Genomic DNA, 17,031 nt, shown 5'->3' with positions numbered 1-17,031 from the left:
ACGCGTACGAATGAGGGGCCATGAAAGGTCGCGTGCTGGTCGTCGACGACGACGCCGCTCTCGCCGAGATGCTCGGCATCGTCTTGCGCGGGGAGGGTTTCGAACCGTCGTTCGTGTCCGACGGCGACAAGGCACTCGACGCCTTCCGGGACACCCGGCCGGACCTCGTCCTGCTCGACCTGATGCTCCCCGGCGCCGACGGCATCGACGTCTGCCGCCGCATCCGCGCCGAGTCCGGGGTCCCCATCGTCATGCTGACGGCCAAGAGCGACACCATCGACGTGGTCCTCGGCCTGGAGTCCGGCGCCGACGACTACATCGTCAAGCCGTTCAAGCCCAAGGAACTCGTCGCCCGGGTGCGCGCCCGCCTGCGCCGCACCGACGAGCCCACCCCCGAGATCCTCCAGATCGGCGACATCACGATCGACGTGGCCGGTCACTCGGTCAAGCGTGGCGAGGAGACCATCAACCTCACGCCGCTGGAGTTCGACCTGCTGGTCGCGCTGGCGCGCAAGCCCCGTCAGGTCTTCACCCGCGAGGTGCTGCTGGAGCAGGTCTGGGGCTACCGGCACGCCGCCGACACCCGCCTGGTGAACGTGCACGTCCAGCGCCTCCGCGCGAAGATCGAGAAGGACCCGGAGCGCCCGGAGATCGTCGTCACGGTGCGCGGGGTGGGTTACAAGGCCGGCCCCGCGTAGGCGCCCGCTCCGACCATGCCGGTACCCGCGAGAAAGTCCCGCCGCCGGACCCCTGGCCAGATCGCCCGTGGGGTCCGCAGACGCGCGCGCCGTCTCGCGGGCCGGCTGCGGGGCGTCTGGCGGCGCTCGCTCCAGCTCCGCGTCGTCACCAGCACGCTGGTGCTGTCGATGGCCGTCGTGGTCGTCCTCGGCGTGTTCCTGATGCAGTCGATCTACGCGTCGGTGCACAACGCCAGCGAGGTGTCCGCGGTCGCGGAGTCGCAGGCCAACAACGCCACCGCGAGCGGTTACCTGAGCCGGCTCTCCGACATCGGCGACGGCGGGCAGGACGGTTCGGCGCCCGGCCCGGTGGGCGATCCCGTCGACACGGCGGCCCAGGCGCTGGCGGACCGCTCCGGCGGTCGCTACGACGTCGTGATCTACAACACGAGCATGGTCGGGCAGGGCAGGGTCTCCAGCCAGATCGACCCGTCGAGCATCCCCGCCTCCCTCAGGGCGGACGTCAGGAACAGCGACGAGGACCACCCTCTGTGGCACCAGACCGTGACGGTGCGCTACATCGGCGCGAAGCAGCCCGGGCCCGCGCTGGTGGTCGGCGCCATGGTCAACGGGAGCTACGAGATCTACCACGTCTTCCCGCTGGGCGACGAGGAGAAGACGCTCCAGGCGGTCCAGCGGATGCTGATCGGCGCGGGCGCCGCGCTCGTGCTGCTGCTCGCGGGCGTCGCCTCGCTCGTCACCCGCCAGGTGGTCATCCCCGTACGGCTCGCGCGCCAGGCGGCGGAACGGCTGGCGGCCGGCCGCCTGGAGGAGCGGCTCAAGGTGCGCGGTGAGGACGACCTCGCCCGGCTGGCCACCTCGTTCAACGAGATGGCCTCCAACCTGGCGCTCAAGATCCACCAGCTGGAGGAGCTCTCCCAGGTGCAGCGCCAGTTCGTCTCCGACGTCTCGCACGAGCTGCGCACGCCGCTGACGACCGTCCGCATGGCCGCCGATCTGCTGTACGAGGGCCGCGAGGACTTCGACCCCTCGTCGGCGCGGGCGGCCGAGCTGATGCAGAACCAGCTCGAACGGTTCGAGTCCATGCTCGCCGACCTGCTGGAGATCAGCCGCTACGACGCGGGGGCCGCGACCCTCGACCTGGACCCCGTCGACATGCGCGACGTGGTGCTGCGCGCGGTGGGCGACTCCGAGACGCTGGCCGAACGGCAGGCCACCCGGTTCGAGCTGCGCCTGCCCAACGAGCCGTGCATGGCCGAGGTGGACAGCCGCAGGGTCGAGCGCATCCTGCGCAACCTGCTGTTCAACGCCATCGAGCACGGCGAGGGCCGGGACGTCGTCGTCACCCTCGGAGCCGACCGCGACGCCGTGGCCGTGGCCGTACGCGACCACGGGGTCGGCCTGAAGCCGGGCGAGGAGAACCTGGTCTTCGACCGCTTCTGGCGGGCCGATCCCTCACGTGCCCGCACCATCGGCGGCACGGGCCTCGGGCTGGCGATCTCGCGGGAGGACGCGATGCTGCACGGCGGCTGGCTCCAGGCGTGGGGCGCGGCCGGTGAGGGCAGCCAGTTCCGCCTGTCGCTGCCGCGCGTCGCGGGGACGCCGCTGCGCGGATCGCCGCTCCCGCTGGTCCCGCCGGAGGTGGAGATGCGGCGCACCTGGCGCAGCCACGCCACGCCGGTCCTCACCCCCGCCGTCGGGGCGATCTCCGAGGCCGGGCCCCGCGTACGGGAGAGCGCCGAGGCGGGCGGTTTCGATGCGGACTGAGCGGCGCGCCGCGGTGACCCGCCGCCTCGCGGCGTTCGCGGGCGTGGTTCTCGTGCTGGCCGGCGGCGGGACGGCCTGCGCCACCGTGCCGACGAGCGGAGGCCCCCGGGTCGCCCAGGAGGACAAGAGCAAGGACACGCTCAGCGAGCCGTACGTGCGGATCATCGCGGAGCCGCCGAAGCCGGGCGCGCCGCCCGACGACATCGTCAAGGGCTTCCAGGCCGCCATGGCCTCCTTCGACGACGCCGAGTTGCGGGTCGCCAAGCAGTACCTCACCCCGGGCGCGTCCCAGCGCTGGAACCCGAGGCGGCAGACCCGCGTCTACGAGGGCAAGATCGAGCCGGACCGTACGCAGGACCTCGAACACGCCACCCGGACGACGGTGACGCTGAAGGGGACGAAGGTCGCCACGATCGACTCCGAGGGCAGGTACACCCCCGCGACCGGCGCTCTGGTCGAGCCCTTCACCCTGGTCAAGGTGGGCGCCGAGTGGCGGATCGACATCCCGCCGGACGCCCGCCTGCTGTCGAGCGACGACGTGCGGCGGGCCTACCGGCGGGTGGACCTCTACTACCCCCCGGCCACCCCGGCGACGGGGCTGGTGGCCGACCGGGTGTGGGTGCCCATCGAGCCCAGCAGAGGGGTGCCAGAGACACGGGTCCGCCGGCTGCTCGCCGGACCGACCTCGTCGATCGCGAGCGCGGTGCGCAGCGCCTTCCCCGCCGGCACCGATCTCAACCGGATCTCCGTCGAGGGCGACACCGTCGTGGTCGACTTCACCTCGCAGGTGGACGCGGTGCCGTCCGACCGCCTCGACGCGCTGAAGGCGCAGCTCGTCTGGACGCTCGGCGACCTGGTCACCGGCCGCACGGTGGAGATCCGCGTCAACGGCGGCGGTTCCGGCGTCCGGTTCCGGCCCGCCGACTACGACGCCTACGACCCGAACGTGCTGACCGGTTCGCCGCAGGCCTACTACATGCAGGGCGGCAGGCTGCTGCAGTACAAGGAGAAGGGCGCCGGCACCCCCGTGCCGGGCGCGGCGGGCGAGCAGCCCGGGAAGTTCACCGAGCCGGCCGTCCTGACCCAGTATCCGGTCCTGGTGGCGGCCCTGGTCAACGGTGACGGCGTCTACGTCGCGCCGATGACCGCGGGCAGCGCGTGGCAGCGGTGGATCGCCGGCAAGAACATGAGCCCGCCCTCCTGGGACCGGTACGGCGCCGTCTGGTCGGCCGAGAAGGTGAGCGCGCACGAGAGCCGGGTCTGGACGGCGGTCGCCGGCCAGCCCCGCAGGGTGGAGATCTCCGAGGAACTGTCGTACGGGCGCATCATCAAGCTGCGGGTCTCCCGCGACGGGGCCAGGGTCGCCGCCATCCTCGACGACGGGCTCGGCACCTCCGTGCGGATCGGCACGATTCTCCGTCTCGGCGAGCAGGTGCGGATCGACGACGTGCGGACGCTCATCGACTCCCGCGACGACCAGCAGATCGAGGACATCGCCTGGCGGGACGCCACCGATCTGCTCGTGCTGTCCAAGGTCAAGAGCGGCCAGGAGCTGACGCCGTGGTCGGTGATGGAGGGCAGGACGGACCCGGACGCCGGGCCGATCAAGCTGGATTCGAAGATCGACTCGATCGCCGCCGCCCCCGACCACGTCATCGCCGGAGCCGACGAGGGCCAGGTGATCAGTTACAGCACCGACAAGCAGGCCTGGAACCAGCTCGCCAAGGACGGCGCCACCACTCCCGTCTATCCCCTCGGCTGACCGGCCCGTCCGCCGGAATGTCGGTGGCGGGCGGGATGCTGGGCGCGTGGTGCCGGCGCTGCTCGATCTGATCCTCCCGCCCCGCTGCGCCGGATGCGGCGTGTGGGGCGCGGTGGCCTGCCCTTCCTGCCTGGTGAAGCTGCTCGGGGAGCCGGCTCCGCGGCCGCCGGACCCGGCGCCTCCCGGGCTGCCGGACTGCTGGTCGGCCACCGCCTACGAGGGCGCGGCCCGCCGGATGATCCTCGCCTGCAAGGAACGCGGCCGTACGGCTCTCGTGCCGGCCCTGGCCGCCTGCGTGGCGACCTGCGTCGCCGCCTGGCAGACCGAAGCCGAGGCGGAGGGGGAGCGCGCGGCGCACCCGGCAGGCGCGGGTCTGTCCGGCGCGGGTCTGTCCGGTGGTGGCCGGGGCGGGGACGGGGCAGGCGGGGATCGGGCAGGTGAGGGGGCGGCGGCCGTGACGTGGCTGGTGCCGGTGCCGAGCGCCCGGGCCGCCGTCCGCCGCCGGGGTCACGACCCGGTGCGCGCCGTCGCGACGGCCGCCGTCCGCGAGCTGCGCGGGCTGGGCCGCGCCGCCGTGCTCGCGCCGCTGCTGCGGCAGCGCAGACGGGTGGCCGACCAGGCGGGCCTGGGCTCGCTGGAGCGGGCCGCCAACCTCTCCGGAGCCTTCGAGGTCGGGCATCGCGCCCTGGGGGCGCTGAGGCCGCCTCACAGCGGCACAGGGCCTGCTGTGGGGTTCCGGGTCGTCCTGGTGGACGACGTCGTCACGACCGGGGCGACGCTGGCGGAGGCGGCGCGGGCGCTGCGCGCGGCGGGCGTCACGCCGTCCGCGGCGGTGACGATCGCGGCCACCCCCAGGCGCGTCCCGTACGTCGCGACACGCCGGAAGCACCACATTCGCGATAATCACGGATGGTAAATCCTGAGGCAGGATCGCTCCTCGCCGCCGCGTAGGTGGACGAGACGGCGGATTCGGCGACCCACCTGCTCCAGAGAGGTGTGGACCCCGGATCGGCGGGGATTCCAGGAATATGACCGCGAGTTTTACAAGGGTGAGACGGCAACCCGGATCACGCAAAGTGATCGTCCGGCTCTCCTCTTGGCTGACATTCCTGTCGGCAGCGACTAGCGTTCAGACATGGCACCCGTCCGGGTCCGTGGTTGCGCCGGGCCGACTCCCTCGTGGGGTCCGGCCTGGCAAGCCGATGCCAGCCGCAGGCGAAACGGCCCACGTAAGGCGACTCTTGGTCGACCGATCACGGTGCGGCTTAGAGGTAAGTCCTGCCCTCCCGGGGGTCCAGATGTCCCCCGCAAGAGGAGAAGGGCAGTAGTGGCGACTGAGCCGCGAACCCCTCAGCAGGCGGATGTGGGGACGAAGACCAGGTCGGCCGGACGGGTGCTCCGTAAGCCGTGCACCGCAGTCGATGTGCGAAGGGAGGCTTTGCGTGGAAATCATCGTCAAGGGACGGCACACCACAGTGAGTGACCGTTTCCGTGATCATGTGACGTCCAAGCTGGCCAGAATCCAACGACTGGACAACAAGCTCATCCAGGCCGATGTGGAGGTCTCCAAGGAGTCCAACCACCGGCAGAGCGGGCAACGCGAACGGGTGGAGCTCACCATCCACTCACGTGGCCCCGTCATCCGCGCCGAGGCGTGTGCGGACGACCGCTTCTCGGCGCTGGACATCGCCATCGGCAAGCTCGAAGAGCGGCTGAGGCGGCTCGCCGACCGCCGCAAGATCCACCACGGGAAGAACTGCCCGCCCTCGACGGCCGAGCTCACGGCGGTGATGGAGGACGCGCAGGGGGTGGTCCGCACCACCCGGGAGGAGCCCGGGCCGGTCGCGGAGGTCCAGGCGGTCCAGGCGGTCGCCGAGTGGGAGCCGGAGCCGGAGCGGGTCGAGGATTCTGGGCCCATCGTGCCCATCGAGATGGACGGCGACGGACCGCTGATCGTACGCGAGAAGTTCCACAAGGCCGACCCCATGACGATCGACCAGGCGCTCCTGGAAATGGAGCTGGTGGGTCACGACTTCTACCTCTTCCGTGACAAGGAGGGGGGCCTGCCCAGCGTCGTCTACCGGCGGCGCGGCTACGACTACGGGCTCCTCAGGCTCGTCGAGCCCTGACACAGGTCGTCGCGCGGTCCCCGGCCGCTCCGGCCGGCGGGGCCGCGGTGCCCCGGCCCGGACGGACGCGGGCCGGGGCGCCGTGCGATCCCCTGTCGAGGGCCGGGCCGGCGCGACGAAGATCCCTAACACTCCGGAACCCGTGTAATGATGGCGATCCAGCGTCCTTGGCCCCCGCAAGGAGGTTCCGTGTCCCGACCCGACGAGGCGGCTCGAGCAGCCGGTAGAAGCGAGCCGATCCGTGTCCTGATCGTCGACGATCACGCACTGATCCGCCGCAGCCTGGAGCTCGCGCTGGCCGCGGAGGCGGACATCGAGGTGGTGGGCGAGGCGAGCGACGGCCAGGAGGCGGTGGAGCTCGCCGACCGGCTGATGCCGGACGTGGCGCTGATGGACGTCCGGATGCCGAAGCTGGACGGCATCGGAGCGACCCGGAAGATCAAGGAATCGGTGCCGAGCACCCGGATCATCATGCTGACGGTCAGCGACGAGGAGGAGGACCTCTTCGAAGCGATCAAGGCGGGTGCGACCGGCTATCTGCTCAAGGACGTCCAGATCGACGAGGTGCCCGACGCGGTGCGCGGGGTGCACGAGGGGCAGTCGCTCATCAACCCGGCCATGGCGGCCAAGCTGATCACCGAGTTCGCGAACATGAGCCGCAAGGAGGCCGAGCGGCCCCCGCAGCTTCCCGTCCCCCGCCTGACCGAGCGCGAGATGGAGGTCCTCCGCCTCGTGGCGAAGGGCATGAACAACCGCGAGATCGCCAAGGACCTGTTCATCTCCGAGAACACCGTGAAGAACCACGTGCGCAACATCCTGGAGAAGCTCCAGCTCCACTCGCGCATGGAGGCCGTGGTCTACGCCGTACGCGAGCGCCTGCTGGAGATCACCTGAGCGAGCCCTCCGAAGGGGCCGAGTGCCGGGCGCCGTGATCGCGATCGTGCCGCCGTCGTCGCGGCAGGCCACGGCTTAGACGCGGCGTAGCCCCGCGGCGTAGACGCGCGGCGCGGACGGCCGCGGTGTCTCGCGGTCTCGGACTTCGTGCCGCAGCAGGGCGACGTCTACCTGATCGGCGGCGAGGACAGGCCGCAGAACCTCGGGGCCGAGCGGCTGCGCCGCGACGGCGGTCTGCACGCCGCGATCCAGCGGGCGCGGGCGAGGACCGACGCCTCAGCCTTCGACGCCGGTTACGGGTGGTTGCCGGGCTGACCGGCTCGTCCTGGCACGAACTCACCCTGGCACGAATGCGCCCAGCCGGGCGGTGCCGCCACCCCTGCCACCCCCCGCTGCGGGCTGACGCGGGCCGCCGACCTGGGTCCGCAGTCACTTCCAGCCCCCCTTGCAGTGGATCACAAGTCGTGATCACCACCATCCCCTCACAGGGCCGTCGATCACGGCCCCGCGAAACCAGAAGGGGGGTGAAGACATGCTGAACATCGAGGATCTCCCCGCCGGCGTCTCCCAGCTCGACGGCGAGGAGCTGGAGCTGATCGCAGGCATGGAGCCGGACTGGAGCACCTATGTGTGCACCGCCAGCCAGAAGGGCGACTGCTGGAAGACGTGATCCGACCGCGATGACCGCGGCCTGGTGAACAGCGGGGAGCCCTTCAGCCGGCTCCCCGCTGTTGCGACAGCGAAGGACCGTACGACCGTGTTATTGATCATCAGCAGCCACCGCGACGACTCGGTGCACGTCGTGCTGCCCAAGTTGCGGGAGCGGGGCGTACCGCTGCTGTGGTGGGACGAGGCCGACTACCCCGGAGGCTCCACCCTCACCACCAGCTGTCTCGACGGCCGCTGGCACCAGGTGCTGACCTATCGGGGCGAGACCTACGACCTGTCGAAGGTGAGCGCGGTGTGGGATCGGCGCCCCGACCCGCCGTCCGCGACCGAGGTGCCGGAGCCGTCGCAGCGCGCCTTCGCCGAGCACACCGCCAGGATCGCCGTAACCGGCGCGTACGACCTCATGGTCGGGGCCCGGTGGATGCCCGCGCCGCCGCAGCACGCCGCGGCCGTCGACAACAAGCTGCTGCATCTTTACCGGGCCGCCGAGCTCGGGTTGACCGTGGCCGACACGGTGGTGACCAACGACCCGGAGGCCCTGGTGCCGCTGTGGAACCGGGCCGGCGGGCGGCTGATCACCAAGACGCTCGGATTCCACCCGTTCGAGCTGGACGGGGAGGCCGGTCACCTGTTCACCGCGACGGTGCCCCGGCGGCGGCTGACCGGGCGGCACCGGCTCCGGCACGGCCCGGCGATGCTGCAGCCGAACGTGCCCAAGGCGTACGAGCTGCGGGTCACGGTGGTCGGCGAGCGGGTGTTCGCCGCCCGCATCGACTCCCAGGCCTCACGGTCGACCGCCGTGGACTGGCGGCACTACCACGACACCAACGTGGGCTACGCGGCCTACGACCTGCCGCGGGACGTCGCCGACCGCTGTGTCCGTCTGGTGGCCGGGCTGGGTCTGAGCTTCGGCGCGCTGGACTTCATCGTCACCCCGGACGGCCGGTACGTCTTCCTCGAGCTCAACGTCAACGGCCAATGGGCCTTCGTCGAGCTCCGCACCGGCATGCCCATCAGCGACGCCATCGCCGACTGGCTCGCCGCCGGCGTCGGGCTCCAGCCGGGAGGCCGCTCCTCGTCCCGACCCGAAGGACTCACCGATGCCCACTGACCGGAGCACATCGGGCCCGGCAAACGCCACCAACCCCTCCGCCGCCCCCACCGCCCCCGCCTCCTTCGCCGACGACCTCGCCGAGGCGGTCGCGCTCCTGCGGGGGTTGCCGGTCGCGCGGGACGCGGTGGGCGAGGCACGGCGGCGCGTGCTCGACTGGGCCGCCGCGCGGCCGCATCTGCGCGCTCAGCTGGCCGTCGACGAGCCGCCGGGGGCGACCCGGGCCGGTTACGACCTGCTCCTCGACCACCCGGAGGGCGGCACCGTCGCGCTGTCGGCCGAGGTGGACGACGGCATCCCGTGGCTGGTGGACCACTCCACCCACTGGGCGGCGGCCAACATCCTCAGCGTGGACGGGGCCGGGCTGTCGATCGCGGGGGCGCTGTCCGCGATCCGCGCCCTGGGTGTGCGCGACCGGCAGCTCCACGAGCGGCTGGTGGACCACCGCATCGTGCTCAACGAGCTGGAGGGCGCCCTGCAGCAGCCGACCACGGCCGAGATCCAGGCGGCCGCCGACGAGTTCCGCCGGCGCCGGGGGCTCACCGGCCGGGCGCAGACGCTGGAGTGGCTGGCCGAGGCGGGCATGTCGCCGGAGATGTTCCAGACCCACGCCCGTACGCAGGCACTCGTCGCCCGTGTCCGGGATCGTTTCGCCGGCGAGCCGGCCCGCCGCCATCTGGCCGAGCACCCGGAGGACTTCACGGTGCGGCGCGCGGTGTGGGTGACGGGCCGCCACGCCGATGACCTGAGCGCCCTGCTTGAGGGCCCGGTGGAGGATTTCGCGGCCCGGTGCCTGGCCGCCCTCGAACTCCCGGCCGGGCCGTCCGGGAACACGCCGCAGCTGCTCGCCACGACGGCACTCACCCCACGGCTGCCCGAGCCGTTGCGGACGGTGCCCCAGAAGACGGCGATCGGGCCGGTCCCCTATGAAGGCGCTTACCTGGCCGGGGTGGTCCACGAGGTCGTCGCGCCCGACCCCGACGCGCCGGAGGTGCTGGAAGCGGCGCGGGACGCGGCATTCCAGGCGTGGCTGGACGAGCGGCGGCGCACGGCGGAGATCCGGTGGTTCTGGCTCTGAGCGTGATCGGGCGGATGCGACGGTGAGGGAAATCAGACGGTTCCTGCTGGCGCCCCAGATCGGGGAGGTGCGGCGGTGAGACGCCGCGTGCCGTTGCGGATGCAACTGGCCCGCAGCGACTGCGGCGCCGCGTGCCTGGCCATGGTGCTCAGCGCGCTGGGCCGCCGCACCGGCCTGGCGGAAGTGCGCGAGCACCTGGCCGAGGGCGTCGACGGGGTCAGCCTGCGGGAGATGATCCAGGCGGGAGCCCGCTTCGGATTGCGGCTGCGGGCCTGCCGCGCCCCGATCGACACCGTGCGCGCGCTGCCCGCGCCGTTCATCGCCATGTGGGAGAACAACCACTTCGTCGTCGTCGAGCACGTCGGCCCGCGCGGCGCCACCGTGGTCGATCCGGCGCGGGGCCGGCGACGGCTGTCGCAGCGGCAGTTCCTGGCCGGATACTCCGGCAAGGTCCTGCTGGCCGACGCCCCCTCCGGGCTCGCGCCCCCCGCCCGGCACCGGCCCTGGCGCGTGCTGCGCCCGCTGCTGGCACCCGCGCTCGCCAACCGGCGGCTGATCGCCGCGGTGGTTCTGGCCTCGCTGGCGGCGCAACTCTTCGGGCTGGCGGTGCCGCTGTTCACCAAACTAGTGGTGGACCGGCCGGTGGCGATGGACGTCACGACGCTGGCGGCCGCCGCGCTGTGCGTCGTGCTCGTGTTCGGGCTGACGTCCTGGATCCGCGCCCGGACGCTGATCCGGTTGCAGACCTCGGTCGCGGCCGAAGGGATGCGCGCGCTCGTCGGCCACACTCTGGCGCTGCCCTATCGCTTCTTCCAGCGCCGCTCCAGCGGCGACCTGCTGAACCGGCTCAGCGGCGTGGCCATGCTGCGCGATCTGCTCACCGAACAGTCACTGGCCTTCCTGTTCGACCTGGCCACCGCAGTGTCTTACCTGACCCTGCTCGTCGTCGCCGCGCCCGGGCTCGGGCTGGTGACGCTGGTGGCGGCGGCGCTGCAGGCGGGTGTGGTGCTGGCCACCGCCCGCCGCGGCATGCACCTGGCCTTCGCCGCCCTGCACACCACCGCCGCCACCCAGGCCACCATGGTCGACAGCCTGGCCGGCATCGAGGCGGTCAAGGCATCGGGCGGAGAGGCGGCGGCCATGGCCCGCTGGCGCGTCCACCACGAGGAGGAGCTGACCACGGGGGCGGCCCGGGACCGGCACGTGGCCACGGTCCAGACCGCCACCACCGCCCTCCAGACCGCACTCCACCTGGGTCTACTGGTGACCGTGTTCGCCTCGACCGGCGGGACGCTGGGCGACCGGCTCGCGCTGGTCTCCCTCGCCGTCGCCGCGACCACCCCCCTCGCGTCGCTCCTGGGCATCGTCTACCAGCTGCAGCTGGCCGCCGCGCACCTGGGCCGCATCGCCGACCTCATGGGCACACCGCCGGAGCGCACCGGCGGCGTCCGCCCGGACGGCGGGCTGCGCGGTGGCGTCACCGTCACCAAGATCAACGTCGGCTACGACGCCCGTACGCCGGTGCTCCGGGACCTCTCCCTGCGCATCCCGCCCGGGGCGAGGGTCGCCATCGTCGGCGCGTCGGGATCCGGCAAGACCACCCTCGGCCGCGCCCTCATCGGCCTGGTTGAGCCGGTCTCCGGGCAGATCCGCTTCGACGACATCCCCGTGCAGGAGCTCGACCGGCAGTGGCTGCGCGGGCAGGTGGGCGTGGTCACCCAGCAGCCGCATCTGTTCGCCGGCACCATCGCCGCCAACATCGCGGGCTTCACCGACCTGAACCACCAGGCGATCGAGCACGCCGCCCGCCTGGCCGAACTCCACGACGAGATCGTGCGCCTCCCGCAGGGTTACGACACCCACGTCGGCGAGGGCGGCACGCGCCTGTCCGGCGGCCAGCGCCAGCGCCTGGCGCTGGCCCGCGCCCTGGTCCACCGCCCCCGCATCCTGCTGCTGGACGAGCCCACCGCCGCGCTGGACGCGGTCACCGAGGAGCGCATCCGCCGCAACCTGCTCAAGCTCGGCCAGACCCAGATCGTCATCGCCCACCGGCTGTCCACGATCCAGGACGCCGATCTGATCGTCGTGCTGCACCGAGGTCAGATCGTCGAGGCCGGCACCCACCGCCAGCTGATGGTCCACGGCGGCCACTACGCCCACCTGGTGCGGCATCAGCACCAGACGTCCGGCCCCGCGCCGGTTCTCAACCCCGGTTGACGGGTGGCCGTCCGGCTGCCCGTCGGCCATGCTGACGTGCCGTGGTTCAGCCGATCATCGGCGCCCCTGGGATCCGCGGGCCACGGCGGCGCGCAGCGGGGCCTCAAGTTCGGGCGTGCCGACGCGCTCCACCCGCACGCCGGTGCAGCCGACCCAGCTCGCGGCCTCCCACAGGGCGTCGCTCATCGCCTCCGCGTCGCGAGCCCGTGCGCCCGGCTCGAAGCCGACCTGGCGGGCGACCAGGGTGGTGCCCTCGCGGGCCGGGTCGACCCGGCCGATGATCCGGCCGCCCGCGAGCACGGGCATGGCGAAGTAGCCGTGGACCCGCTTGTCCCTCGGCACGTAGGCCTCCAGCCGGTGGTTGAGGCCGAAGACGCGCTCGGCCCGCGCCCGCTCCCAGATCAGCGAGTCGAACGGCGACAGCGGCGTCGTGCGGTGCCGCCCGCGCGGCTCGCCGTCAAGCGCCGCGGGGTCGGCCCAGGCGTTGGGCCCGCCCGCGCCCGCGCCGCGCCGGGCGGGCCATCCCGACACCCGTACGGGCACGAGACCGGCCGCCCCGCTGAGCAGGGCCTCGTCGAGCAGGGCGGCGTGCGCGCCCCTGACGCGGGTGAAGTCAGCGAGGTCGGCCCGGGTGGCCACGCCCAGCGCGCGCCCGGCGATGCCGGTCAGCCGGGTCACGCACTCGGCGTCGGACAGGTCCCGGCCGAGCAGCTCCGCCGGGACCGCGCGCTCGGCGAGCTCGTAGACCCGCCGCCAGCCCACACGGCGGGTGCAGACGACCTCGCCGATGTCGAGCAGCCACTCAATGGCGATCTTGGTGTCCGACCAGTCCCACCAGGGGCCACCATTCTTGGCGCCGCCGATGTCGGCGGTGGTCAGCGGGCCGTCGGAGCGCACCTGCTCCAGCACCTTGTCCACCACGGGCGGCACCTCGTGCCACCGGAACCGCCGCTCCCGGAACGCGCGGCGGCGGAAGTCGTACAGCGGCCACTGCTCGATGGGCAGGACGCAGGCGGCGTGGCACCAGTACTCGAAGGCACGGGCGGGGGCGTCCCAGTAGGCGCGCTCGACCGCGTCCCGGCCGACCGCGCCGAGCCTCGCGTACGCGACGAGCTCGTGGGAGCGGGCGAGGACGGAGATGGTGTCGAGCTGGACGGCGCCGACGCGCCGCAGCATGGCGGGAACCCCCCCGGCGCGCGCGGCGGCGCCGAGGAAGCCCTGGGCCCGGAGGATGATCCTGCGGGCCTCGTCGGCGGTCAGGTCGGTCACAGGAGGAGATGGTAGACGCGGTGACCGACAAAACGCCTACGGCGGTTCGGGGCCGGGCGGGCCGCTGAAAGCTTCAGCGGCCTCATCGCCGGCTTCAGGAGCCGATGGACCGGTGCTCGAACGGGGAGTGGTGCTCCTGCACGTTGATCTCCCGGGGCGCGTCCACGATCACGTCCGAGAAGATGTCGAACGCGAGGGCGAGCAGCCCGCCCACGGCGCAGACGCCCGCGCCGATCCACACGAAGAGCCAGTTCGGGCCGAGGGTCAGCGCCACGCCCCCGATCGTGAAGCCGATGAGGATGATGCTGACGGCGAGCCATGATTTGGCGCTTCCCGCGTGGCTGCCCTGGTGTCCGCTCTGTGCCATACCCCGTTTTCTACCTGATGGGCCGGGCGGTCGGGACATCGGGGGAACCCTCTGGGCGGTTTTCTCCTTATGAGATAGGGGATTGTTGCGCGGCGCTCCGTCGTTTGAGGGTGGCTGTGTCTGGTGATGGAACCGCCTACGATGGTTAGCGGGGAAGTATGTCTCGTCCTCACACCCCGGTGATCGACCGGGGTGAGACCTGCGAGGAGCTTTACTAAAAGTGCCAGCCATTCTCGACAAGATCCTTCGCGCCGGCGAAGGCAAGACTCTGCGGAAGCTCAAGCGCATCGCCGAGCAGGTCAACTCCATCGAAGAGGACTTCAAGAGCCTGTCCGACGCCGAGCTCCGCGCGCTGACCGCCGAGTACAAGCAGCGGCACGCCGACGGCGAGTCCCTCGACGACCTGATGCCGGAGGCCTTCGCGACCGTACGCGAGGCCGCCCGCCGGGTCCTCGGGCAGCGCCACTTCGACGTGCAGCTCATGGGCGGCGCCAACCTGCACATGGGCAACATCTCCGAGATGCGCACCGGTGAGGGCAAGACGCTCACCTGTACGCTCCCCGCCTACCTCAACGCGATCTCCGGCAAGGGCGTCCACGTCGTCACGGTCAACGACTACCTGGCCAAGCGCGACGCCGAGACGATGGGCCGCGTGCACCGCTTCCTGGGCCTGGAGGTCGGCGTCATCCTGGCCAACATGGCGCCGGACGAGCGCCGCAGGCAGTACAACGCCGACATCACGTACGGCACGAACAACGAGTTCGGCTTCGACTACCTCCGTGACAACATGGCGTGGTCGATGGAGGAGTGCGTCCAGCGCGGCCACAACTACGCCATCGTCGACGAGGTCGACTCGATCCTGATCGACGAGGCCCGCACCCCGCTCATCATCTCCGGCCCCGGTGAGCAGTCGGGCAAGTGGTACCAGGAGTTCGCCAAGATCGTGCCGAGGCTCCGCCGCGGCACCGAGGGCAAGGACGGCGAGGAGAGCACCGGCGACTACGTCGTCGACGAGAAGAAGCGCACGGTCGGCATCCTGGAAGCGGGCGTGGAGCGGGTCGAGGACTGGCTCGGCATCGACAACCTCTACAAGCCCGAGCACACCCACCTCGTGCAGTTCCTGAACAACGCGCTCAAGGCGAAGGAACTGTTCAAGAAGGACAAGGACTACATCGTCGTCGACGGTGAGGTCCTGATCGTCGACGAGTTCACCGGGCGCGTGCTGCACGGCCGCCGCTACAACGAGGGCATGCACCAGGCCATCGAGGCCAAGGAAGGCGTGAAGATCAAGGACGAGAACCAGACTCTCGCCACGATCACCCTCCAGAACTACTTCCGCCTGTACGAGAAGCTCGCGGGCATGACCGGTACGGCCGCGACCGAGGCGAACGAGTTCCACCAGACGTACAAGCTGGGCGTCGTCCCCATCCCGACCAACCGGCCGATGATCCGTCAGGACCAGGCCGACGTCGTCTACAAGACCGAGGACGCCAAGTTCCAGGCGTGCGTCGACGACATCAAGGCGCGCTACGAGCAGGGCCAGCCGGTTCTCGTCGGCACCACGAGCGTCGAGAAGTCCGAGAAGCTGTCGCGCATGCTCAAGCGCCAGGGTGTGCCGCACGAGGTGCTGAACGCCAAGAACCACGCCCGTGAGGCCGCCATCGTCGCGGAGGCGGGCCGCAAGGGCGCGGTCACCGTGGCCACCAACATGGCCGGTCGAGGCACCGACATCATGCTCGGCGGCAACCCCGAGTTCCGCGCCGACCTGGAGCTTCAGCAGCGCGGCCTGTCGCCGTCCGAGACGCCGGACGAGTACGAGAAGGCCTGGCCCGAGGCGCTGGAGAAGGCCAAGGAGGCCGTCAAGGCCGAGCACGAGCAGGTCGTCGAATCCGGCGGGCTCTACGTGCTGGGCACCGAGCGGCACGAGTCGCGGCGCATCGACAACCAGCTCCGCGGCCGTTCCGGCCGTCAGGGCGACCCCGGTGAGTCGCGCTTCTACCTGTCGCTCGAAGACGACCTGATGCGCCTGTTCAACGCCGCCCGGGTCGAGATGATCATGACGCGGCTGAACATCCCGGACGACGTGCCGATCGAGTCGGGCATGGTGTCCAAGGCCATCGCGTCGGCCCAGCACCAGGTCGAGCAGCAGAACTTCGAGATCCGCAAGAACGTCCTGAAGTACGACGAGGTGATGAACCGCCAGCGCACGGTCATCTACGCCGAGCGGCGGCGGGTGCTGGAAGGCGCCGACCTGCACGAGCAGGTCCGGACCTTCGTCGTCGACGTGGTCGACGACTACGTCAAGGGCGCCACCGGCGAGGGCTTCGCCGAGGAGTGGGACCTCGACAAGCTGTGGAAGGCCTTCGGGCAGCTCTACCCCGTCTCCGTGACGGTCGAGCAGCTCGTCGAGGAGGCCGGCGGCGGCAAGGAGGACCTCGACGCCAAGTTCATCGCCGACAAGATCAAGGAAGACGCGCTCCAGGCGTACGACCGCCGCGAGGAGCAGCTCGGCCCCGAGGCGATGCGCGAGCTGGAGCGCCGGGTCATCCTCTCGGTGCTCGACCGCAAGTGGCGCGAGCACCTCTACGAGATGGACTACCTCCAGGAGGGCATCGGCATGCGTGCCTATGCCCAGAAGGACCCGCTGATCGAGTACCAGCGCGAGGGCTTCGAGATGTTCTCCGCGATGCTCGACGGCATCAAGGAGGAGTCGGTCGGCTACCTGTTCAACCTCGAGGTCGAGGTGCAGGCCAACCCGATCGTGGAGGAGAACGCCGAGGAGGACACGGCGCTGTCGGAGACCGGGTCGATCATCGCCAGGGCGCTGCGGCAGCCGTCGCGGCCGACCGAGATGGTCTACACCGCGCCCGGCGAGAGCGGCGACGTGGAGGTCAGCCGGGTCAAGTCGACCCCCGAGCAGCGCGCCGCGTACGGCGACGTCGAGCGGAACGCGCCCTGCCCCTGCGGCTCGGGCAAGAAGTTCAAGCGCTGCCACGGCGACCCGCGCAACCAGCAGGCCTGACCGCCGGGTGCGACCTGAGCTGAGGAGGACCCCGCCGGACATGTCCGG

At 71.4% G+C, this 17,031-nt stretch carries 13 protein-coding genes and 1 pseudogene; 12 read left to right on the top strand and 2 right to left on the bottom strand.

All coding sequences use genetic code 11. The annotated features are described in order from the left end of the window. The first annotated feature begins 20 nt into the window (after window positions 1-20). From mtrA to HHX33_RS26225, 11 genes and pseudogenes are all read left to right on the top strand, one after another. The gene (gene mtrA / locus HHX33_RS26275; protein WP_117410294.1) at window positions 21-698 is read left to right on the top strand and encodes an MtrAB system response regulator MtrA; all 678 of its coding nucleotides are present in this window, start codon (window positions 21-23) and stop codon (window positions 696-698) included. Between the two features lie 15 nt (window positions 699-713). Next, complete coding sequence (mtrB, locus tag HHX33_RS26270) at window positions 714-2,465, top strand: MtrAB system histidine kinase MtrB (RefSeq protein ID WP_117410295.1); 1,752 nt, start codon at window positions 714-716, stop codon at window positions 2,463-2,465. Continuing rightward, window positions 2,455-4,227 carry an LpqB family beta-propeller domain-containing protein gene (locus HHX33_RS26265; protein ID WP_182876941.1) on the top strand — a complete coding sequence of 591 codons (1,773 nt, stop codon included), beginning with the start codon at window positions 2,455-2,457 and terminating at the stop codon, window positions 4,225-4,227. The genes mtrB and HHX33_RS26265 overlap by 11 nt, the downstream gene beginning before the upstream one ends. Before the next feature lie 46 nt (window positions 4,228-4,273). Beyond that, window positions 4,274-5,143: a ComF family protein gene (locus tag HHX33_RS26260; protein ID WP_182876940.1), complete on the top strand. Its 870-nt coding sequence runs from the start codon at window positions 4,274-4,276 to the stop codon at window positions 5,141-5,143. Between the two features lie 526 nt (window positions 5,144-5,669). Further along, window positions 5,670-6,356: a ribosome hibernation-promoting factor, HPF/YfiA family gene (hpf, locus tag HHX33_RS26255; RefSeq protein WP_111701574.1), complete on the top strand. Its 687-nt coding sequence runs from the start codon at window positions 5,670-5,672 to the stop codon at window positions 6,354-6,356. Between the two features lie 189 nt (window positions 6,357-6,545). Further along, on the top strand, window positions 6,546-7,250 hold the full coding sequence (locus tag HHX33_RS26250; RefSeq protein ID WP_111701573.1) for a response regulator: 705 nt from the start codon (window positions 6,546-6,548) through the stop codon (window positions 7,248-7,250). A gap of 138 nt (window positions 7,251-7,388) precedes the next feature. Continuing rightward, window positions 7,389-7,505 (top strand): annotated as a pseudogene (locus HHX33_RS26245) (glutamine amidotransferase); the annotation flags it as partial. Window positions 7,506-7,782: 277 nt separating this feature from the next. Further along, window positions 7,783-7,920, top strand: coding sequence for a hypothetical protein (locus HHX33_RS26240; protein WP_165900753.1), 138 nt, complete (start codon window positions 7,783-7,785; stop codon window positions 7,918-7,920). A gap of 87 nt (window positions 7,921-8,007) precedes the next feature. Next, on the top strand, window positions 8,008-9,030 hold the full coding sequence (locus tag HHX33_RS26235) for an MvdC/MvdD family ATP grasp protein (RefSeq protein ID WP_182876939.1): 1,023 nt from the start codon (window positions 8,008-8,010) through the stop codon (window positions 9,028-9,030). Then, on the top strand, window positions 9,020-10,108 hold the full coding sequence (locus HHX33_RS26230; RefSeq protein ID WP_182876938.1) for a TIGR04500 family putative peptide maturation system protein: 1,089 nt from the start codon (window positions 9,020-9,022) through the stop codon (window positions 10,106-10,108). The genes HHX33_RS26235 and HHX33_RS26230 overlap by 11 nt, the downstream gene beginning before the upstream one ends. Before the next feature lie 75 nt (window positions 10,109-10,183). Next, a complete protein-coding gene (locus HHX33_RS26225; RefSeq protein ID WP_182876937.1) occupies window positions 10,184-12,325 on the top strand; it encodes a peptidase domain-containing ABC transporter in 2,142 nt (713 codons plus the stop codon). 54 nt (window positions 12,326-12,379) lie between these two features. Here HHX33_RS26225 and HHX33_RS26220 read toward each other — a convergent pair whose 3' ends face one another. Next, on the bottom strand, window positions 12,380-13,594 hold the full coding sequence (locus HHX33_RS26220; protein ID WP_182876936.1) for a winged helix-turn-helix domain-containing protein: 1,215 nt from the start codon (window positions 13,592-13,594) through the stop codon (window positions 12,380-12,382). Between the two features lie 94 nt (window positions 13,595-13,688). Continuing rightward, a complete protein-coding gene (locus HHX33_RS26215; protein ID WP_117410367.1) occupies window positions 13,689-13,961 on the bottom strand; it encodes an HGxxPAAW family protein in 273 nt (90 codons plus the stop codon). Between the two features lie 220 nt (window positions 13,962-14,181). Between HHX33_RS26215 and secA the strand changes: the two genes are divergently transcribed. Continuing rightward, window positions 14,182-16,983: a preprotein translocase subunit SecA gene (gene secA, locus HHX33_RS26210; RefSeq protein ID WP_182876935.1), complete on the top strand. Its 2,802-nt coding sequence runs from the start codon at window positions 14,182-14,184 to the stop codon at window positions 16,981-16,983. Window positions 16,984-17,031: the final 48 nt, after the last annotated feature.

Source organism: Microbispora sp. H10670 (genome assembly GCF_014161385.1).
Classification (GTDB): Bacteria; Actinomycetota; Actinomycetes; order Streptosporangiales; family Streptosporangiaceae; genus Microbispora; species Microbispora triticiradicis.
This window is presented reverse-complemented; position numbering and strand designations above follow the sequence as displayed.